The sequence below is a fragment of the Buchnera aphidicola (Chaitophorus sp. 3695) genome (genome assembly GCF_964058985.1).
Taxonomy (GTDB): Bacteria; Pseudomonadota; Gammaproteobacteria; order Enterobacterales; family Enterobacteriaceae; genus Buchnera_J; species Buchnera_J aphidicola_BQ.
In genome coordinates this window covers 291,534-313,285 of record NZ_OZ060379.1, presented here as the reverse complement: position 1 = coordinate 313,285, position 21,752 = coordinate 291,534, and the positions used below count along the sequence as shown (strand labels likewise).

Below are 21,752 nucleotides of genomic sequence, written 5' to 3'. Positions count from 1 at the left end.
AAATAATATTTAAAATTAAATCTTTTTTAAAGATTTTATTATAAATGTTTATTTTTAAAATATTTTAAAATTATTATTTTGAATAAAAACCCCGTATAAACGGGGTTTTTTATTAAAATAAATAAATTTTTTAAAAATTTTTTAATTAAAAAAAAGTAAATAATAATTTTATATTATATAATTTTAAAAAATTTATAAAATGCATTAAAAAATTTTATATAAGGTAAATTAAATGAAAAAAAATATTTTATCAGTAATTGAATCTGTTTCTAACGAAAAATCTATTCCTAAAAAAATTATTTTTAAAGCATTAGAAAAAGCGTTATCTAAAGCTACAAAAAAAAAATATAAGCAAGATATATGCATTAAAGTAGTTATTAACGAAATAGATGGAAGTTTTAAAACATATCGTAGATGGTTAGTTGTACAAAATGTTACGCATCCTACAAAAGAAATTACTTTTGATGCAGCATATTATGAAAATAAAAATATTAAATTAAATGATTATATAGAAGAACCAATTAAATCAATTAAATTTGATAGAATTACTACACAAACAGCTAAGCAAGTAATTGTTCAAGAAGTCAGAGAAGCTGAAAGATCTATTATTGTTAAGAATTTTAAAAATAAACAAGGAAATATTCTTACTGGAATAGTAAAAAAAATAAACAGAAGTTTCGTAATTTTAGATTTGGGAGATAATGCAGAAGGATTATTATTTAATAAAGAGATGCTTCCTAGAGAAAATTTTCGTTTAGGTAATAGAGTGAAAAGTATACTTTATAAAATTAAATATGAAAAACAAGGATCTCAATTATTGTTAAGTAGATCTAGACCAGAGATGTTAACAGAATTATTGAAAATTGAAGTCCCAGAAATCGGAGAAGGAATTATTCAAATTAAAAGAATAGCAAGAGATCCAGGTTCAAGATCAAAAATAGCTGTTAAAACTACTGATCAAAGAATTGATCCTGTAGGAGCTTGTGTTGGTATGCGAGGAGCTCGAGTACAAGCAGTATCAAATGAACTTTTTGGAGAAAGAATTGATATAGTTTTATGGAATAAAAATCTTTCTTCTTTTGTTTTAAATGCAATGGCTCCAGCGGAAATAGTTTCTATTACAGTGAATAAAATTAAAAAATTTATAGATATTTCTGTAGATTTTAGAAATTTAGCTCAAGCTATTGGTAGAAATGGACAAAATGTTAGATTAGCATCACAATTAAGTAGATGGGAATTAAATGTAATGACTACACAAGAATTAGAGATAAAAAATAAAAAAATTCAAAACAAAACTTATCAAATTTTTAAAAAATGTTTAAATATTGATAAAAAAACTTTTTCTTTGTTCTTTAAAAATAATATTAAAACAATTGAAGAGATATTATCAATTCCTGAAAATATTTTTTTAAAAAAAACTAATATGAATAAAGAATTATTTTTATCAATAAAAGAACGTGCAAAACAAGCATTATCATTAACATCTAAAAATTTTGAAAAACCAAAAAATCTTATTTTTTTAAAAGAACAAATGCTGAATATAAAAGGTATGAATGAATCTATTGTATCTAAGTTCTTTCAACATAAAATATATACTATAGAAGATTTAGCTAATCAAAGTATAAGTGATTTATTAGATATTCAAGAATTAAGTTCTAAAAAAATAGGAGAATTTATCATGTCTGCAAGAAATATTTGTTGGTTTAATAAATAATTCATCATATTATAAATTTTTCATAATTTGTTTGGAATTAAAAAAAAATACATGTAAAATATTATTATATAATATGTATTTCTTATTTTTTTTTTTAAAGTAATTAAATTAATAAAAAATATTATATTAATAAAAAAATAGATAAAAATAATTAATTCGTAAAGTTATTGTATTTTTTAAACTAAATAAATAAGAGAAAAAATGAGAAAAAAAGATTTTAAAAAAGATATAAAAAAAAAATATATATATAATGTTGATAAAAAACCTTCATTTAAGAACAAAAAATCTGTCTTTAAAAAAGTTTTGAATAGTTCAAAAAAAAAAAATAAAAATGATTTTAAATTTAGTAAAAAAAATGCTCAATCAAAAAAATCTTTCTTAAAAAAAAAAAATATATACAAAAAAGATTCTTTTTTTAATAAAAAAAAAAAAAATATAAAAAATTTTAAATCAGAATTAAATATAAAAGATAAATTAAAAAAAAATTTTATAAAAACAAAAAAATATTATAATATTTCTACTAGATTTAAAAAAAATTTTAAATATTCACAACAAAATATTCAAAAAAATTTTTTAAAACAAGTTTTTCATAAACCTAAAAATATTATAAATAAAAAAATTACTATTTTTGATAAAATAACTGTCATAGAATTATCTAATAAAATGGGTATAAAAAATTCTATAGTAATTCAAAAAATGTCCGATGCAGGTATTAATCTTTCTATAAATCAATCTTTAAAATTAGATCTAGCTCAACTTATTTCTGAAGAAATGGGATTTCAAGTAAAACTAATTCATAAAAACTTTTTAGAAAAATCTATTATAAAAGATAGAAAATTTGATATATCTAAAGAAAAAATTTTAAGACCCCCAATTGTGACTGTTATGGGTCATGTAGATCATGGAAAAACTTCTTTATTAGATTGTATTCGTAAAACTTCTATGGCTTTAAAAGAAAAAGGAGGTATTACCCAAAGTATAGGAGCTTATCATGTTGTAATAAATAATAAAAAAATTACTTTTTTAGATACTCCAGGGCATGCAGCTTTTACTTCTATGCGCGCGCGAGGAGCTCAAATTACTGATATTGTAGTTTTAATAATTGCAGCAGATGATGGAGTGATGCCTCAAACTATTGAAGCCATTCAACATGCACAATTTGCTAAAGTTCCTATTATCGTTGCGATTAATAAAATTGATAAAAATAATATTAATCTTGAAAAAATTAATAATGAATTAATGAAATATAATATTTTACCTGAAGAATTAGGTGGAGAAAATATTTTTGTTAAAATTTCTGTAAAATTAAAAAAAGGAATTAAAACTCTATTAAATAGTATATTATTACAATCTGAAATTTTAGAATTATCTACTTATTCAAAAGGAATGGCTACAGGAATTGTAATAGAATCTTTTCTTGCAAAAGGTCGAGGAATAGTATCAAATATTATAATTAAAGAGGGTGAATTAAAAAAAGGAGATATAGTGCTATGTGGATTAGAATATGGTAAAATTAAATCTATCAAAAATGAGCATAAAAAAGATCTTTTAAAAGTAGGACCTTCTATTCCAGTAGAAATATTAGGATTATCTGGTTTACCTGTTTCAGGAGATATTTTAACTGTAGTACGTAATGAAAAAAAAGCTAAAGAAGTTGCATTATATAGAAAAGAAAAATATAAACAAAAATTTTTTTCTAAACAAAAGAAAATTAATTTAGAAAATTTATTTGATAATATTAATAAAAAAAATGTTTCAGAATTAAATATTATTTTGAAATCTAATTCTAAAGGATCTTTAGAAGCTATTTCTTCTGCTATTAAAAAATTATCTCATAAAGAAGTAAATATAAATATTATTAGTGCAAATGTTGGTAGAATTAATGAAACAGATGCATATTTAGCACATACATCACATTCAATTATTATAGGATTTAATGTACGTGCAGATATTTCTGCTAAAAAAATTATTAAAAAAGAAAATTTAGATTTAAGATATTACTCTGTTATATATAATTTAATTAATGAACTTAAATCTTCTATGTATGGTATGTTGTCTCCAGAATATAAACAAGAAGTTATTGGATTAGCAGAGGTAAGAAGTATTTTTAAATCTCCAAAATTTGGTTTTATTGCAGGATGTATGGTAACTGAAGGATTAATTAAAAGAAAACATCCTATTAAAATTTTAAGAGATCATATAGTAATTTATGAAGGAGAATTAGAATCAATAAGACGTTTTAAAGAAGATGTTAAAAAAGTTAGAAATGGAACTGAGTGCGGTATTGGAATAAAGAACTATAATGATATTCGTGTTAATGATATAATAGAAGTATATAAAATTAAAAAAATTAAAAAATTATAGTAAACTTTATTAAATAAAAATTTTTAAATAAATTTTGGAAAGAATGAAATAGTGTATAAAAACATTTATAGATTAAATAGAATATCTCAAGAAATCAAAAAAGAAATTTCTTATATTATTCAAAAATTTCTTCATGATCCTAGATTAAATCAATTTTCTACTATTTTAGATGTTATAATTTCTAAAGATTTATCTTATGCTAAAATTTATGTTAGTGTGAATAAAATTAATAATAATTTAAAAACATCTTCTATAAAAATTTTAAATCAGGCATCTTCTTACATACGATTTTTATTAGGAAAAAATTTAAAATTAAGAATTGTTCCTCAATTAGTTTTTATAGATGATTGCTCTTATATAGAAGGAAATAAAATATCTAATTTATTAAAAACATTACAATAATTTATTTTTTTTAATATATTAGTTATAATGAAAAATATAAATGGTTTCTAATAATTTAAGAAATATTCATGGAGTTTTTTTATTAGATAAACCTACTGGAATTTCTTCGAATCAGGCATTACAGATTACAAAAAAAATATTTTTAGCGAAAAAAGCAGGTCATACTGGATCTTTAGATCCTTTAGCTACAGGAATACTTCCAATTTGTTTTGGAGAAGCAACAAAATTTTCTAAATATTTAATCAAATCTAATAAGCAATATAGAGTAATTGCAAAATTAGGTGAAAAAACTTCAACTGCAGATTCTTATGGAGAAATAAAAAATGTTATTAGCGCTAGGTTTAGTTCTAATCAATATTGGCTTGCATTGGATAGATTAAGAGGAAATATACTTCAAATTCCTCCTATTTTTTCAGCCATTAAATATAAAGGAATAAGATTGTATCAATATGCTAGAAAAGGAATTCAAGTGCCTTTAAAAGCTCGTCCTGTTAAAATTTATAAGTTAAATAGTTTATATAGAAGTAAAAATATTGTAGAATTAGAAATTTCTTGCTCGTCTGGAACATACATTCGTTCTATTATTAATGATTTAGGTAATTTTTTGAAATGTGGAGCACATGTAATTTTTTTAAGAAGAATGCGAGTATCATCTTATTCTTGTCATTCATCAATAACTTTAGATCAATTAAATTTTTTTAAAAATAAGTACTTTAAAAAATCTAAGAAAATTTTTTTTGACAAACTTAAAAAGTTACTAATTCCTATTGATTCTATAGTTTCTAATTTTAATAAAATTTACATTAGTTTAAAAGACACTTTAATTATTCAAAATGGACAATTTATAAAATTATTTACTAAATATCAAAATGGATTAATTTGTATTATGAATACTAAAAAAAACTTTATTGGTTTAGGAAAAATAAGATGTCAGATATTTTTATATCCTTATAGACTAATAAAAAAAGATTTGTATAATAAATATAATTTTAATCATACGTTCAAAAACAAATAAATTTATTAATTAATAGGAACGAAGTATGTTAGCAAGTAATTTAAATAAGAAAAATATAATAATAAAATATGGAAGAAATAATTTAGATAGTGGAAATACAGCAGTACAAATTTCACTTTTAACATATAAAATTAATGATTTACAAAACCATTTTTTAATCCATAAAAAAGATTTTTCTAGTAGAAGAGGATTATTAAAAATGGTTTCTAAACGTAGAAAGTTATTAAAATATATGCGTAAAAAATCTGTTTTTCAGTATAATTCTATCATTAAAGATTTAAAAATTCGTCGATAAATCTATAAATTTAAACTTTTACAAAAAAAAATGTTTTACAAATTAATAATATAAAAATATACAAAGGGCGATTTTAGCCCTTTTTTTTTAATTATATTTTCTTTTTTTTTTTTTAAGTTTTATTAAGTTTAAAATATTATAAAATAGTATTTTTAATTTGATATTTTAAGGATATTTATTTTGCTCAATCCATTTATATTTAAATTTAAATATGGAAATCATATAGTAACTTTAGAAACTGGATTAATTGCTAGACAAGCAACATCTTCTATTATGGCTAGTATAGATGATACTTCTGTACTTGTCACTGTAGTTGGACAAAAAGAAGTTAAAGAAATTAAAGATTTTTTACCTTTAACTGTAAATTATCAAGAAAGAACGTATGCTGCTGGTAAAATTCCAGGAGGGTTTTTTAGAAGAGAAGGTCGTCCTAGTGAAAATGAAATATTAATTGGACGATTAATAGATAGACCTATTCGTGCGATTTTTCCAAAAAATTTTTATAATGAAGTACAAGTTATTATCACAGTCGTTTCATTAAATCCAAAAATTAATCCTGATATTGTTTCTATGATTGGAGTATCTGCTGCATTATATATCTCTGGCATACCAGTAAAAAAAATGATCGGTGCAGCAAGAGTTGGTTTTATTGATAATAAATATGTTTTAAATCCTAATACAGATGAAATGAAATCTAGCTTATTAGATTTAATAGTATCTGGAACTGATGAGAATATTCTAATGATTGAAGCAGAATCTAATCAATTAGATAAAAAAATTATATTTAAAGGTATTTTATATGGATTTAAAAAGCAAAAAAAATTAATTCAAAGTATGAAAAATTTATTATCTTCAATAAAAAACAAAAGTTGGACATATGATTCTCATATTTTAAATAATATTCTTTATGAACAAGTTTTAAAATTATCTAAAAAAAAATTAGAAAAATATTATTGTATTTCTGATAAAATTAAACGTGTTCAAAAATTAAAAACATATAAAAATATGATAATTTCTAAGATTTTATGCCAAGATTTAAATACAAATATTTTAGAAATAAATAAAATTTTTTCTGATATAGAAAAAAAAATTGTTCGAAAAAAAATTTTAATAAAAAAAATAAGAATTGATGGTAGATGCCCAGATACTATTCGTAATTTAGATATTAAGACTAGCGTTTTATCCAGAGCACATGGTTCTTCTTTATTTACTAGAGGAGAAACTCAATCTTTAGTATCAGTAACTTTAGGAACTTCAAGGGATGCTCAAAATTTAGATGAATTATTAGGTGATAAAACTGATAGTTTTTTATTTCATTATAATTTTCCTCCGTATTCTGTTGGAGAAATAGGAATGATAAATTCTCCTAAAAGAAGAGAAGTTGGACATGGAAAATTGGCTAAAAAAAGTATCTTAGCTGTAATGCCTTCTATAGAAAGTTTTCCTTATACTATTCGTATAGTTTCTGAGATTACTGAATCTAATGGATCTTCTTCTATGGCTTCTGTATGCGGTGCTTCTTTAGCTTTAATGGATGCTGGTGTTCCTATTAAACAACCTATAGCAGGTGTTGCAATGGGATTAATTAAAGAAAATAATAATTATGTAATTTTAACAGATATATTAGGAGACGAAGATCATTTTGGAGATATGGATTTTAAAGTTTCTGGAAGTATTATAGGTATTACTGCTCTACAATTAGATATGAAAACTGAAGGAATGACATATGATATTTTATATGAAACTTTAAATAAATCTTTTCGTGCTATTACTTTTATTTTACAAGTAATGTCTAAAACAATAAATGTTCCTAATAAAGAAATTTCTAAATTTGCTCCTCGTGTACATGTTATTAAGATTAATCCAGAAAAAATTAAAGATGTTATAGGAAAAGGAGGGTCTGTGATTCGTATGTTAACAGAAGAAACAGGAACTACAATTGAAATTGAAGATAATGGCACAGTAAAAATTTCAGCTGTAATGGAAAAAAAAGCTAAACATGCTATACAACGTATTCAAGAGATTACATCAGATTTAGAAATCGGAAAAATATATACGGGAAAAGTAACCAGAATAGTTGATTTTGGTGCATTTATTTCTATAGGAATTGGAAAAGAAGGTTTAGTACATATTTCTCAGATTTCAGAAAAGCATATAGAAAAAGTTTCAGATTGTTTAAAATTAAATCAATTGGTTAAAGTAAAAGTTTTAGATATAGACCGACAAAAAAGATTAAGATTAAGTATGAAAAAAATTTCAGAATAATTAAATTCATATAAAAATTTTTTATTAAAAAATAGAATTTTATAATTCTATTTTTTATGATAATCTAAATTTATTGAATAAAAAATTTGACATTTTTTTAAATTATAAAATTATAATTTATTTCAAAAAAAATATTTATTGGTTTTTTAAAATATTTTATATAATTATATGAATAAATTTTATGAGTTATTTAATAATATTTTATTATTTATTTTTTTAAATAAACAAAAATTTTACAAAGTATACTAAATAACTGATAAAATTTTAATATAGTTAAATAAACGTTCAAATTTTAAATAAAAATATTTTAAGCCAGTTCACAATTTCAATAAATGTATAAAAAAATTTATCGTGTATAATGTAAACTGGCCCTCCTTCTTTAATTCAATGAGGTACATGTTTTACATGGTTCTTATTAAAAACAAATTTTTAGAATTTAAATTAAATAATTCCATTTTAAAAGTATTAAAAGAAATTGGATATCAAAAACCTTCTCCTATACAAGAAAAATGTATTCCTTACTTATTAAAAAATCATGATGTTTTAGGAATGGCGCAAACTGGAAGTGGAAAAACAGCTGCTTTTGCTTTGCCTTTATTAAATAATGTTAAAACTTTTTTAAAAATTCCACAAATTTTAGTTTTAACGCCAACTAGAGAACTAGCTATTCAAGTGTCTGAAGCATTTTCTTTATTTTCTAAGTATATTTCAGCTATTCGTGTTTTACCATTATATGGTGGTCAAAGATATGAACTACAGTTACGTGCTTTACGTAGTGGTCCACAAATTATAGTTGGAACTCCTGGAAGATTATTAGATCATTTAAAAAGAAAAACTTTAAATTTATCTAGATTAAGCTCTTTAGTTATAGATGAAGCAGATGAAATGTTACGTATGGGATTTATTGAAGATGTAGAAACTATTCTTTCAAAAATACCAAATAAACGACAAACAGCATTATTTTCTGCTACTATGCCCGATGTTATTAAAAGAATTTCTCATCGTTTTATGAATAATCCCAAAGAAATAAAAATTAAATCTAATATTATGAATAAACCAGATATTAATCAAACTTATTGGTTAGTGTATGGAAAAAAAACGGATGCTTTAATAAGATTTTTAGAAACAGAAGATTTTTCAGCTACTATAATTTTTGTGCGAACAAAAAATTCTACTGTAGAAGTTTCTGAAGTATTAGAAAAAAATGGATATAATAGCGCTGCTTTAAATGGGGATATGAATCAAACATTACGTGAAAAAACTTTAGAAAGATTAAAAAATGGAACATTAGATATATTAATTGCAACAGATGTTGCTGCAAGAGGATTAGATGTTGATAGAATTAGTTTAGTAATAAATTATGATATTCCAATAGATGCTGAATCTTACGTACATAGAATTGGTAGAACAGGTCGTGCAGGACGTAAAGGAAAAGCTTTAATGTTTGTTGAATATAGAGAAATGAGATTATTAAGAAATATTGAAAGAATTATGAGACAATCTATTAAACAAATACAATTACCAAATTCAGATTTATTAAGTCAATGTCGTTTACAAAGTTTTTCTAAAAAAATTCAAAAAGAATTAAAAAGTTCTAATTTAAAAAAATATCAACTGTTATTATCTAAAATAAATTCAAATATTTCTGTTTCTCTTGAAAATTTATCTGCAGCACTTTTAAAAATAGCTCAAGGAAAACGTATTTTAATTATAGAAAAAGATAAAAATATTCCAAAGATTCGAGAAAATTGGATTAAAAAAAATAGAAATAACAATTTAACATATAAAAATACAAAACAATTTAAAAAAAATTCTAATATGGATGTATATAAATTAGATTTAGGAAGAGTAGATAAAATAGAAGTTAGACATATCGTGGGGGCTATTGCGAACGAAGGTAATTTAAATAATAAAGATATTGGTCATATAAAAATATTTTCTTCATATTCTACTATCGAATTACCAAAAAATTTAATTCAAAGTGGTTTATTAAAAAATTTTCATGAAACAAAAATTTTTAATAAGTTTATTAATTTAAAATTATTTAAAAATTTTAAATATTTATCTAAAAAACCTGTTAAAAAGAAATTTAGAAATTATATTACAAAAAAAGTTTCTAAAATTTCTTATAATCGTAAATTTCATTCTAAAAAAAATCGTTTAAAAAAACCATATTTTAATAAAAAAATTCATAAAAATATAAAATAAGAAAAAAAATTCATTTTTTAAATTACAAATTTTTTAGAATAATTATATTAAAATAACTTTTATAGAAATTATATAAGATTAAAGAGCGCACTTAGAATTTTTTGGTTAGTGCACTCTTTAATATATTTATTTTTTAAAAGCTATAGCTTCAATTTCAATTTTTACATTTTTTGGTAATTTAGATACTTCTACACAAGATCGAGCTGGAAAAATTAATATATTTTCTTGCATAAAAAAATTTTCATATGAATGATTAATATCATTAATTTTATCTAAACAAGTTGTAAAAATTGTTGTTTTAATAATATTTTTTATAGAAAAATTAGATTTTTTTATAATAGCTTTAATATTATTTAATACTAAAAAAGTTTGATCACTAATATTATTTGGTATATTTTTAGATATAGAATTAATAGGAATTTGTCCAGAAATCATTAATAATTTGTTTATTTTAATAGCTTGAGAATAAGGTCCAAAAACTTTCGGTGCATGTTTAGTGTAAATTTTCATTTTTTTATATTTACCTTATTTATTTTTATTTTGAAATAAAAATCTAATATTTAATTAATTTATATTTTTTACATTGATATATATAAATATATTTTATGTTTATTTAAAATATTTTATGATAAAATAAAAAAATTTTGTTTATTTTAAAAATTTTTAATATCTAAATTTTTATTGTATAAATATTTAATATGAAAATAAAATAAAATATAAAAAAATTTTAATTTAGTTTAATTTAATTTAATTGAAATTCTTTTATTTATAAATTTATTATTTTAATATATTTATTTTGAAAAAAATATTTGATATAATTTTATAAAAATAATTTTTAAAAATAGATATTAAATATAAAAAATTTTTATATAATTTTTTTAAATATTTTCTAGAATAAATGTTTTAAAAATTAATTTTTTTAATTAAACTACAAATCATTAATGCTTTTACAATATGCACGCGATTAGAAGATTGTTGAAAAATTATTTTCTGATTAGATTTAAATACTTCATCAGTAATTTCTACTCCATTTTTTAAATTAAATTTTTGAATAATTTTTTTTCCAAAAATAGTTTTTTTATCATGTAATGCAGGTAAACAATGAAAAACTTTTACAAAAGGATTTTGAGTTAATTTCAAAATTTTTTTATTTACTTGATAATTTTTTAATAAAGATATTTTTTTTTTTATTTTATCAGAATTTTCACCCATAGAAATCCATACATCTGTATAAATTATATCTGCTTGATAAATTCCTTTTTTTATATTATCTGTAAATAATATATTATTTGATTTTTTGTTAATTTTAATATTATAAAAATTTAAAAACTCTTTATTAGGTAAATATTTTTTTGGAGAAATAACACTTAAATTAAAATTTAATAAATTTGCAGCTTCTATTAAAGTGTTTGAAATATTATTTTTAGCATCTCCAATATAAGCAATTTTTATATTTTTAATATTTTTTTTTAAAAAAATCTCTTTAATTGTAAGAATATCAGATAAAATTTGAGTGGGATGAAAAGATTTAGTTAATCCATTCCAAACTGGAATTTTAGCATATTTTGCTAATTTTTCTATATTTTTATGTTGATGTCCTCGATATACAATACCATCATACATTTTTCCTAAAGTTAACGCTGTATCTGCGATAGATTCTTTATATCCTATATGTATATCTTTTGCATTTAAATATGTAATTTTAGCACCTTGATCAAATGATGCTACCTCAAACGCGCATCTAGTTCTAGTAGATTCTTTTTCAAAAATCAAAACAATATTTTTGTTTTTTAGATTTTTTTGTTCTTGTTTCATTATTTTTTCAAATTTTAATTTTTGTGCATATTTTATTAAAAATAAAATATCTTGTTTTTTAAAATTTTTTAATCTTAAAAAATTTCTTAAATAAAATGAGTTCATATTTTCTCTTTTTAAAATAATTATAGTTTATTTATCTGTTATAAAAATTTTAAAAATATAAAATTTTAAAATTTTAATATATTATATAAAAAACAATAAAAATTATCTATTAATTAAAAATTAATATAATTATTTAATAAATATTCAAATGTAAAAATTTTATTAAATAAAAAATTTATTTTAAAGAATAAAAAAAATAATGTTATATTATAGATAATTAGAATATTTTTAAAAAATATATGTTATATATATTATTAAAAAATTAAATTTAATTAAAAATATTTTTTATTTTTTTATAAAAGAATAAATTTTTTTAAAAAATATATTTATATTTAAAATATAAAATAAAATTATTAAATATTTTGTTTTTTTATATTAACTTTTTTTTAAAAAATAAATTTATTTCAAGATATTATAAGCATTATAAAAGTAAAAAATTTTATGTAAAAGAGTTATACTAATTTATAAATATTTTATAATATTTTCATATAATCAATAAAATATTTTTATTTCAATAAAAATTATTTAAAAAGTATATAAAGTTATTAAACATATGAAAAAAAACTACAATCCGAAGTTAATTGAAAAAAAATTATATGAATTTTGGGAAAAACAAAAATATTTTCAAACTTCTATTAAAAAAAGTTCTAAAAAATCTTTTTGTATTATTATGCCTCCACCAAATATTACTGGTGTCTTACATATGGGGCACGCTTTCCAACAAACAATTATGGATATTTTAATCCGATTTAATCGTATGAATGGAAAAAATATTTTATTTCAAATTGGTTTAGACCATGCTGGTATAGCTACTCAGTTGTTAATAGAAAAAAAAATTCTAAAAAAAAATAAGAAAAATCAATTAAAATATGATCGAAAGTATCTTATAAAAAAAACATGGACATGGGTTGAAAAATATAAAAGTAAAATATTTGATCAAATTAAACGTTTAGGTCATGCTATTGATTGGAATAGAAAAAAATTTACTTTGGATTCAGATGTGTCTGAAGGAGTTAAAAAAGCATTTATAATATTATATAATCAAGGATTAATTTATAAAAAAAAAAAAATAGTAAATTGGGATGTACATTTACAAACTGTAATTTCAGATTTAGAAGTAATAAATAAAAATATAAAATCTAAAATATATTATATAAAATACTTTTTTTATAGTAAAAAGTGTTTTATTAATAATAAAAATTATATAGTAGTAGCTACTACTAGACCTGAAACTATATTTGGAGATTCTGCTATAGGAGTAAATCCACAAGATATTAGATACAAAAATTGTATTGGATTAAAAGTTATTGTACCTATTGTTAATAGAATCATTCCAATTATTTCTGATATTGAAGTTGAAATAAGTAAAGGAACTGGATGTGTTAAAATTACTCCAGCGCATGATTTTCTTGATTACAAGATTGGAATGAAACACAATCTTGCTATAATTCAAATATTTTCATTAAATGGAAATATTTTGAAAAAATTATTAATATATAGTTATACTAATAAAATAGAAAATCAATATAATTGTTATATTCCGTTATATTTTCAAAAAATGAATCGTTTTTTAGCACGTAAACAAATTATTATATATTTAAAAGAACACAATTTATTAGATAAAATAAAATTATTAGATTCTAGTATACCTTATGGTGAAAGAAGTAATTCTATTATAGAGCCGATGTTAACAAGTCAATGGTTTTTAAAAACTTCAATATTTGTAGAACAGTCTATATCAACTGTACTCAATAAAAAAATTAAGTTTTTTCCAAAAAAATATAAGAATATGTATTTATCTTGGATGAGAAATGTAGAAGATTGGTGTATATCTAGACAATTATGGTGGGGTCATAGAATACCTATTTGGTATGATAAAAATAAAAATATTTATGTAGGATTAAATAAATTAGATATTATTCAAAAGTATAAATTAAAAAAAAATTGTTTTTTAAAACAAGAAACAGATGTTTTAGATACTTGGTTTTCTTCTAGTTTATGGACTTTTTTAGCTTTAGATTGGCCTAAAAAGAAAAATTTATTAAAAAAATTTCATCCTACTAATGTTGTTGTAAGTGGTTTTGATATTATTTTTTTTTGGATTGCGCGTATGATTATGTTAACTACTCATATAATTAAAGATAAACATGGAAAATTACAAATTCCTTTTAAAAATGTATATATAACAGGTTTAATACGTGATGAAGAAGGAAAAAAAATGTCTAAATCTAAAGGAAATATTATTGATCCAATAGATTTAATTGATGGAATTAGTTTAAAAAAATTAATTAATAAACGTACTAAAAATATAAAAAATAATGAATTTAAAAAAAAAAATATCATAAAAAATTTAAATAAACTTTTTCCAAACGGAATTCAAGCTTTTGGAGCTGATTCATTAAGATTTACTTGTACAGCTTTATCTACTTATTCTAGAAGTATTTTTTGGGATATGAATCGTTTACAAGGTTATCGAAATTTTTGTAATAAATTGTGGCATGCAAGTCGATTTGTGTTATTAAATAAAAATATTATGTATAAAAGTAATAAAATAATTTCTAAAATTTTATTATTACAAGATAAATGGATCTTATCAGAATTGCAGATTTTGATTCAGAACTATAAAAAATTTATTAAAAATTATAGATTTGATCGTGTTTCTTATTTAATATATGAATTTGTTTGGTTTAAGTTTTGCGATTGGTACTTGGAAATTTCTAAAATTATAATAAGATCTGGTACAGAAAAAGAAAAAATTAATACACAAAATATGTTAATGTATATTTTAAAAACAATATTAAAGTTATTACATCCAATAATTCCTTTTATTACAGAATATATTTGGAAAAAAATTTTTGTACTACAAGATAATTATTATAAAAATAGTTTAATTAATCATAATTTTCCAAAATTTAATTTAAAGAATATTGATTATCAATCTTTAGAACAAATGAATATTATTCAAAATTTTTTTAAAGAAGTACGATCTATTAGAAATTCTATGAAGATAAAATATAGTAAAAAAATTAGAATTTTTATTAAAAATAGTAGTCAAAAATTTTTATTAATAATTCAAACTCATAAAAAATTTTTAAAAAATATTATGTATTTAAAAAAAATTCAAATATTTACTAAAGTAGATAAAAAAATAATTAAAAAATTCATAGTTAGAAAAATTAGTGAATGTGAATTACTTATTCCAATTAAAGAATTTATTAATAAAGAGCTAGAATTAGAGACCGTATTAAAAAAAATAAAAAATTGTTTTTTTAAAATTCAATTTTTAAATACAAAAATAATAAATAAAAACTTTTTGAAAAATGCACCTAAAGAAATTGTTAATAAAGAAAAAAATAAATTAAATATTTTAAAAAATAATTTAAAAAGTTTAAAAAGTTATAAAAAATTATTATTATCTATATAATATTAAATTTATAATAATAAAATTAATAAAAATAAATATATTTTATATAATATTTTTAAAATTTAAATGGAATAACAAATAATGTCTTGTATATCTAATTTTATATATAATAAAAAATATTTAAAAAAAAATTTTAAAAATTATTTAAGAATTAATATCTCTTTATATAAATATTTTTTTATAGAAAATCCTGAGATTATTAAAAAAAAAATAAAATCTTTGTGTCATAAGTTAAAAATTTTTGGTAGAATTTATATTTCTTATGAAGGAATTAATATACAAGCTAATATTTTAAAAAAATATTTTGATATTATAAAAAAAAAAATATCTAACTTACATCAAGATTTAAAAAATATTCATATTAATGTGGGTATAGATAATTCTAGAATATCTTTTAATACTTTAAGTGTTAAAATTAAAAAACGTATTATATTTGATGGATTAGATTCATTTAAATTAAATAAAAATTTTAAGAATAAATATTTAAATTCTCAAGAAGTTAATAATTTATTATATAATAAAGAAGCTATATTTATAGATATGAGAAATAATTATGAACATAAAATTGGTCATTTTAAAAATGCAATTTTAATGAATACTTCAATTTTTAGAGAACAATTAAAAAAAATATTTAAATATATTTCTAAATATAAAAAAAAAAAAATAGTTTTATACTGTACAGGTGGTATCAGATGTGAAAAAACATCATTATGGATGCAAAAAAATGGATATAAAAATGTTTATCAAATTCGAGGAGGAATTATAGGATATATAAATGATTGCATAAAAAAAAATCATTCTATTCATTTCTTAGGAAAAAATTTTGTTTTTGATTTAAGATTATATGAAACTATAACAGAGCATATATTATCTTATTGTAACCAATGTTATCGTAAATCTGATTATTATGTAAATTGTATTAACAATAGATGTAATATACTTTTTATACAATGTTTATTTTGTTCTAAAATTTATCGTTCTTTTTGTTCAAAAAAATGTTATATAGAGTTTCATTGTAAATAATAAAAAATTTTAATGTTATTATTTATAAATATGTATTATTATAACAAAACAATTTTTATTTTAAATAATATAAAAAAATGTAATATGTAATAGTACTTTTTAAAAAATTTTATTTAAAAATATTTTTATTTATTTTAAATAATTTAATTTTTTTAATATTTATAGATATTTTATAAATATTAAATTTTTTAAAGAATGATATTTATTAAAGGAAGTATAATGAAAAGTGTATCTATAAAAGATATATTTAAAAATAAAATCTTGATAAATTCAATAGTAAAAGTTCAAGGTTGGATAAAAAATAAAAGAAATTCTAAATCTAATTTATTATTTATAGATGTATATGATGGTTCATGCGTAAATACTTTACAAATTATAGTAAATAAAAATTTATTAGTGAATAAAAATCATGAAATTATAAAATCTACTCCTGGATGTTCAGTATATGTTGAAGGAAGATTAGTATCTTCATTAAATACAAAGCAAAAATTTGAAATTCATATGTATAAAATAAATGTTATTGGTTGGGTAAAAAAACCTGATTTATATCCGATGTCTTCTAAAAGACATTCTATGGAACATTTAAGAAATTTTGCACATTTGAGACCAAGAACTAATATTATTGGTTGTATTTCTAGAATTAGAAGCTCTGTTTTTTATTCTATTCATGATTTTTTTCATAAAAATAATTATCATTGGGTTGCTTCACCAATTATTACTTCTTTAAATACAGAAGGTGCAGGAGATATGTTTTCTGTTAAGTATTCTAAAAAAAAAGAAAATAAAAAATTAACTTATAAAAATTTTTTTGGTAAAGAAGTATTTTTAACAGTTTCAGGACAATTATCTATTGAAGCATATGCCTGTGCATTATCTAAAGTATATACTTTTGGTCCAATTTTTAGAGCTGAAAATTCAAATACTACACGTCATTTATCAGAATTTTGGATGTTAGAAGTAGAATTAGCATTTTCAAACTTAAATAATATTATTGAAGTAATTCAAAAAATGTTAAAATATATTATTAATTTTATATTACAAAATAATAAAAATGATTTACGATTTTTTGAAAAGACTTTTCATGATAATATTATAAATAAATTAAAAAATTTTTTGGAAACTAACATTAAAAGAATAAATTATAAAGATGCTATTAAAATTTTAAAAGAAAATAAAATTATTGAAAAAGATTCTATTTATTTAGATATTGAATTAAATTTAGATCATGAAAAATTTCTTGTAGATAAATATTTTAAACAACCTATTATAATTCAAAATTATCCTAAAAGTTTTAAGCCATTTTATATGAGAATTAATAGTGATAAGAAAACAGTTGCTGCTTTTGATATTTTATTTCCAAAGATAGGAGAAATTATTGGAGGTTCACAACGTGAAGAAAGAATTTTATATTTAGATAAAAGGATTCAAGAATTAAAATTAAACATAAATGATTATACATGGTATAGAGAATTAAGATTTTATGGAACAGTGCCACATTCTGGATTTGGATTAGGTTTAGAAAGATTAATTATGTATATTACTGGAATAAAAAATATTAAAGATGTGATTCCTTTTCCAAGAACTCCAAAAAATGCGAATTTTTAATTTATATTTTAAGATATTTTTGAAATATTTTTTTAAAAAAATAACTTTAAATAAAAATTTTAAAAAGATATTAAAAAAAAATTTTAAATAAATAAATTTTTTAGATAATATGATTATATTAAAAAATAAATATTTAAGTTTAAAAATTATTATACAAATAAGGTAATATAATTATTATGATAAAACGTAATTTTTTAGCTGTTTTAATGCCTTTATTTTTGTCTTCTAGTTGTTCTGTAAATGCTATGGAAATATATAATAAAAATGGAAATAAAGTAGATATTTATGGAGAATTAAATCCGCTTTATTTTTATTCTCATAGCAATGATCCTTTTCTATTAAATTCATTAGGAAACTATACGCATTTTACATTTGGAATGTATAGTAGATCTGATATTAATCAATTTATATCAGGATATTTTTCTTTTGAATATAAACCTAAATTTTGTACATATAATGAAAAAATTTATGTAAATTCTACTAAAAATGATATTGATTTATCTTATGTTGGATTAGATTTAGGAAAATGGGGTACTATAGATTATGGAAGAAATTATGGTGTAATGTATTATGCGAAACAATTTACTGACAAAGCTTTTGACAATAGTGAAAATATTACATTGCATGAAGATGATAATTTCTTAGTTGGTCGAGCAAATGGTTTATTAACATATCATAATAAAAATTTATCAGGATATATTAAAGGGTTAGAATTAACTTTACAACATCAAAGTTATTATAACAAAGAAAATATGTTCTTAAGTGATAAATATAATGATTCATGGGGTACATCTTTAAGATATAATACAGATTTCGGATTTACTTTAGTCGGATCCGCTTTTTTTAGTCCTTATGATAATACTCGAAATAAAGTCAATCTTGAAAATCATTGGGTTAAATCTTATGGTATAGGTTGGAATTATTCATTTCATAATGTTTCTGTTTCAGGATTTTATGGACATTCTAAAAATTCAGCTGCAAGTTTTATAAAAAATCATTGTATATATGATGTATTAGATAATATTGAAATTGCCGGAAGTTATGATTTTAATAATGGATTAAAATCTTCTATTGGTTATATAAAATCTTTTGGAACAGAATATAGTTTTGGACAAAATATAAAAAATGCAAAATCAGCTACTTTAAACAATCATATTAATTTAATAGTAACATATAATTTTAATAAAAATTTTGTTGCAAATTTTCATTATAAACTAAATTTATTAAAAAATTTTCCTGTAAATTCTAATTCGGAATTGTCACATTATTTTGATAATTGTGTAGGAGCAGGATTTTCTTATATTTTTTAAGTAATATTTAAATAGATTAGTAAAAAATATTATTATCAGTCTCAAACATAATATTTATTTTTTTTAAAACTTTGATTATTTTTAAGAGTACTTTGAGTTTTATATACAATTTATATATTAAATTTTAATTATTTTTTTATTATTTAATATTTGAATAAAAAATTTATATTTATTTTTATAATAAATTTGAAAAGATTTTTAAATATTAATAATTATTTTATGTAATAGTTTGTAAGAAATATTCTTCTTACAAACTTATTACTATAAAATATTTTTTTGATATTATTTTGAATTTATTTATTTTAAAAATTTTTTAGTTTTTCTCCTCCTAATAAATGTAAATGTAAATAAGAAATTTTTTGACCACCATTTTTGTTGCAGTTTATAACAATTCTGTATCCAGATTTATTAATTTTTTCTTGTTTTGCTATTTTTATGGACTTGTATAACATATAAGTTAATATATTTAAATTTTCTTTATTTATATGATTAAGATTCTTTATAAATTTATTAGGAATAATTAAAATATGTATTTTAGCTTTCGGAGATATATCATGAAAAGCAGTAATTTTTTTATCTTGAAAAACAATTTTTGATTGCGTTTTTTTATTTATAATATTCTGAAAAATTTTTTTATTAGTCATTGTGAACGTATTTATCCTTATAAACAAATAAAATATTTCAAATAATTAAAAGTATATTAAAATAGTATAATATTTATTTTTTATATATATTTTTTAAGAAAAATTAAAAAAATTTATTTTATTTTTTTTTCAATTAAATTTTTAATACTATCTGATTTAGTTCCAAATATTACTTGTACACCTAAACCAGAAATAAAAACTCCTGCAGCTCCTAACGATTTTAGTTTATTTGAATTTATTTTAGAAGAATCTAAAACTGTAATTCTTAATCTTGTAATACAAGCATCTACATTAACTATATTTTTTTTTCCTCCTAAATATTTTATTATTTTAGAAATTTTTTCATCAATATTTACATAAGATTTTTTAAACAAGTTATTTTTTCTTCCTAAAGTTTTTAAATCAAATTTTGTAATAAAAACTGAAAAAATTATATAATATATTAAAAAATATATAATTCCAACAATTGGAAATAATAAAATGTTATTACTATTTCCACTTAATAAAATAAAATCAATTAATCCATGAGAAAAACTAGTTCCAGCTTGCATGTTTAAGAAAATACATATAGAAAAGGATAATCCAGCTAATATTGAATGTATAAAATATAATATAGGGGATATAAAAAGAAAAGAAAATTCTATAGGTTCTGTAATACCTGTTAAAAAAGCAGTTAAAGCTGCAGAAATCATAATTCCACTAACTCGTTTTTTATTTTTATCTTTCGCACAACTCCAAATTGCTAATGCTGCTCCAGGTAAACCATACATTTTAAAGATAAAACCTCCAGATAGTTTTCCTGCACTTGAATCACCTGCCATATATCTAGCTATATCTCCATGAAAAACTTGTCCTATATTGTTCACATATTCTCCAATTTGCATTTGAAACGGAACATTCCAGATATGATGTAATCCAAAAGGAACAAGTGCTCTTTCTACAAAACCATATATTCCAAAAGCAATGATTGGATTTTGATAAGCAGACCATATTGAAAATTTTTGTATAATAAATCCTATTGGAGGCCAAATAAAAGATAAAAATAGACCTAAAATTATAGAAGATAAACCAGAAACAATAGGTATAAATCTTTTACCAGAAAAAAATCCTAAGTATTCTGGTAATTGTATTTTATAAAATTTATTAAACATAAAAGCAGAAATAGCTCCAGAACAAATACCTCCTAAAATTCCTGTATCATTTATATTTTTTATAGTTTCATGAAGAGAAAATAATGAATGATTAGAAAAAACTGGTAACATTATAGAAGATGTTTTTATCATAATATTATATGAAATTACCGCAGCTAAAGCTGCAACTCCATCATTTTTAGTGAATCCTAAAGCTACACCAATAGAAAAAATTAATGGCATATTTTTAAAAATTGTACCTCCAGTATTTTCCATTATTTCTGAAACATAATGAGGAATTATAGAAAAATGCGCTGATCCAATTCCTAATAAAATACCCGCAATAGGTAATACTGATACTGGAAGCATTAAGGATTTTCCAATCTTTTGAAGATTAGCGAATAAGTTTTGAAACATATTTAAGACCTTTATT

The 21,752-nt window shown here is 20.1% G+C and carries 15 protein-coding genes; 11 read left to right on the top strand and 4 right to left on the bottom strand.

What is annotated here, in order from left to right:
- The first annotated feature begins 232 nt into the window (after window positions 1–232).
- From nusA to AB4W58_RS01340, 7 genes are all read left to right on the top strand, one after another.
- Entirely contained in the window at window positions 233–1,714 is a 1,482-nt protein-coding gene (nusA, locus tag AB4W58_RS01370; protein ID WP_367673912.1) for a transcription termination factor NusA, read from the top strand.
- Between the two features lie 201 nt (window positions 1,715–1,915).
- Complete coding sequence (gene infB, locus AB4W58_RS01365; RefSeq protein WP_367673911.1) at window positions 1,916–4,078, top strand: translation initiation factor IF-2; 2,163 nt, start codon at window positions 1,916–1,918, stop codon at window positions 4,076–4,078.
- A gap of 51 nt (window positions 4,079–4,129) precedes the next feature.
- On the top strand, window positions 4,130–4,480 hold the full coding sequence (gene rbfA, locus AB4W58_RS01360; protein ID WP_367673910.1) for a 30S ribosome-binding factor RbfA: 351 nt from the start codon (window positions 4,130–4,132) through the stop codon (window positions 4,478–4,480).
- Window positions 4,481–4,520: 40 nt separating this feature from the next.
- Complete coding sequence (gene truB / locus AB4W58_RS01355; protein ID WP_367673909.1) at window positions 4,521–5,495, top strand: tRNA pseudouridine(55) synthase TruB; 975 nt, start codon at window positions 4,521–4,523, stop codon at window positions 5,493–5,495.
- 25 nt (window positions 5,496–5,520) lie between these two features.
- Entirely contained in the window at window positions 5,521–5,790 is a 270-nt protein-coding gene (gene rpsO, locus AB4W58_RS01350; RefSeq protein WP_367673908.1) for a 30S ribosomal protein S15, read from the top strand.
- A 180-nt stretch (window positions 5,791–5,970) separates the two neighbouring features.
- Window positions 5,971–8,055 carry a polyribonucleotide nucleotidyltransferase gene (pnp, locus tag AB4W58_RS01345; protein WP_367673907.1) on the top strand — a complete coding sequence of 695 codons (2,085 nt, stop codon included), beginning with the start codon at window positions 5,971–5,973 and terminating at the stop codon, window positions 8,053–8,055.
- A 405-nt stretch (window positions 8,056–8,460) separates the two neighbouring features.
- On the top strand, window positions 8,461–10,263 hold the full coding sequence (locus AB4W58_RS01340; RefSeq protein WP_367673906.1) for a DEAD/DEAH box helicase: 1,803 nt from the start codon (window positions 8,461–8,463) through the stop codon (window positions 10,261–10,263).
- A 126-nt stretch (window positions 10,264–10,389) separates the two neighbouring features.
- On the opposite strand, the gene AB4W58_RS01335 is transcribed toward AB4W58_RS01340, so the two are convergent.
- Both AB4W58_RS01335 and argF read right to left on the bottom strand, forming a co-directional pair.
- Window positions 10,390–10,773, bottom strand: coding sequence for a Rid family detoxifying hydrolase (locus AB4W58_RS01335; RefSeq protein ID WP_367673905.1), 384 nt, complete (start codon window positions 10,771–10,773; stop codon window positions 10,390–10,392).
- Window positions 10,774–11,166: 393 nt separating this feature from the next.
- The gene (argF, locus tag AB4W58_RS01330) at window positions 11,167–12,183 is read right to left on the bottom strand and encodes an ornithine carbamoyltransferase (RefSeq protein WP_367673904.1); all 1,017 of its coding nucleotides are present in this window, start codon (window positions 12,181–12,183) and stop codon (window positions 11,167–11,169) included.
- 553 nt (window positions 12,184–12,736) lie between these two features.
- Between argF and AB4W58_RS01325 the strand changes: the two genes are divergently transcribed.
- The 4 genes from AB4W58_RS01325 (at window position 12,737) to AB4W58_RS01310 (ending at window position 19,545) form a co-directional block, all read left to right on the top strand.
- Window positions 12,737–15,607 carry a valine--tRNA ligase gene (locus AB4W58_RS01325; protein ID WP_367673903.1) on the top strand — a complete coding sequence of 957 codons (2,871 nt, stop codon included), beginning with the start codon at window positions 12,737–12,739 and terminating at the stop codon, window positions 15,605–15,607.
- 81 nt (window positions 15,608–15,688) lie between these two features.
- Window positions 15,689–16,630 carry a rhodanese-related sulfurtransferase gene (locus tag AB4W58_RS01320; RefSeq protein WP_367673902.1) on the top strand — a complete coding sequence of 314 codons (942 nt, stop codon included), beginning with the start codon at window positions 15,689–15,691 and terminating at the stop codon, window positions 16,628–16,630.
- A gap of 219 nt (window positions 16,631–16,849) precedes the next feature.
- A complete protein-coding gene (asnS, locus tag AB4W58_RS01315; RefSeq protein ID WP_367673901.1) occupies window positions 16,850–18,235 on the top strand; it encodes an asparagine--tRNA ligase in 1,386 nt (461 codons plus the stop codon).
- Window positions 18,236–18,411: 176 nt separating this feature from the next.
- Window positions 18,412–19,545, top strand: a complete 1,134-nt coding sequence (locus tag AB4W58_RS01310; protein WP_367673900.1) for a porin — start codon at window positions 18,412–18,414, stop codon at window positions 19,543–19,545.
- Between the two features lie 302 nt (window positions 19,546–19,847).
- On the opposite strand, the gene AB4W58_RS01305 is transcribed toward AB4W58_RS01310, so the two are convergent.
- Window positions 19,848–20,189 carry a histidine triad nucleotide-binding protein gene (locus AB4W58_RS01305; RefSeq protein WP_367673899.1) on the bottom strand — a complete coding sequence of 114 codons (342 nt, stop codon included), beginning with the start codon at window positions 20,187–20,189 and terminating at the stop codon, window positions 19,848–19,850.
- A 113-nt stretch (window positions 20,190–20,302) separates the two neighbouring features.
- Window positions 20,303–21,736: a PTS glucose transporter subunit IIBC gene (gene ptsG, locus AB4W58_RS01300; protein WP_367673898.1), complete on the bottom strand. Its 1,434-nt coding sequence runs from the start codon at window positions 21,734–21,736 to the stop codon at window positions 20,303–20,305.
- Window positions 21,737–21,752: the final 16 nt, after the last annotated feature.

Coding starts and splice junctions, on each gene's coding strand:
- AB4W58_RS01340 (WP_367673906.1), top strand. CDS start 8,461: ATGGTTCTTATTAAAAACAAATTTTTAGAATTTAAATTAAATAATTCC.
- AB4W58_RS01305 (WP_367673899.1), bottom strand. CDS start 20,189: ATGACTAATAAAAAAATTTTTCAGAATATTATAAATAAAAAAACGCAA.
- AB4W58_RS01320 (WP_367673902.1), top strand. CDS start 15,689: ATGTCTTGTATATCTAATTTTATATATAATAAAAAATATTTAAAAAAA.
- asnS (WP_367673901.1), top strand. CDS start 16,850: ATGAAAAGTGTATCTATAAAAGATATATTTAAAAATAAAATCTTGATA.
- AB4W58_RS01310 (WP_367673900.1), top strand. CDS start 18,412: ATGATAAAACGTAATTTTTTAGCTGTTTTAATGCCTTTATTTTTGTCT.
- truB (WP_367673909.1), top strand. CDS start 4,521: ATGGTTTCTAATAATTTAAGAAATATTCATGGAGTTTTTTTATTAGAT.
- nusA (WP_367673912.1), top strand. CDS start 233: ATGAAAAAAAATATTTTATCAGTAATTGAATCTGTTTCTAACGAAAAA.
- AB4W58_RS01335 (WP_367673905.1), bottom strand. CDS start 10,773: ATGAAAATTTACACTAAACATGCACCGAAAGTTTTTGGACCTTATTCT.
- rpsO (WP_367673908.1), top strand. CDS start 5,521: ATGTTAGCAAGTAATTTAAATAAGAAAAATATAATAATAAAATATGGA.
- AB4W58_RS01325 (WP_367673903.1), top strand. CDS start 12,737: ATGAAAAAAAACTACAATCCGAAGTTAATTGAAAAAAAATTATATGAA.
- ptsG (WP_367673898.1), bottom strand. CDS start 21,736: ATGTTTCAAAACTTATTCGCTAATCTTCAAAAGATTGGAAAATCCTTA.
- infB (WP_367673911.1), top strand. CDS start 1,916: ATGAGAAAAAAAGATTTTAAAAAAGATATAAAAAAAAAATATATATAT.
- argF (WP_367673904.1), bottom strand. CDS start 12,183: ATGAACTCATTTTATTTAAGAAATTTTTTAAGATTAAAAAATTTTAAA.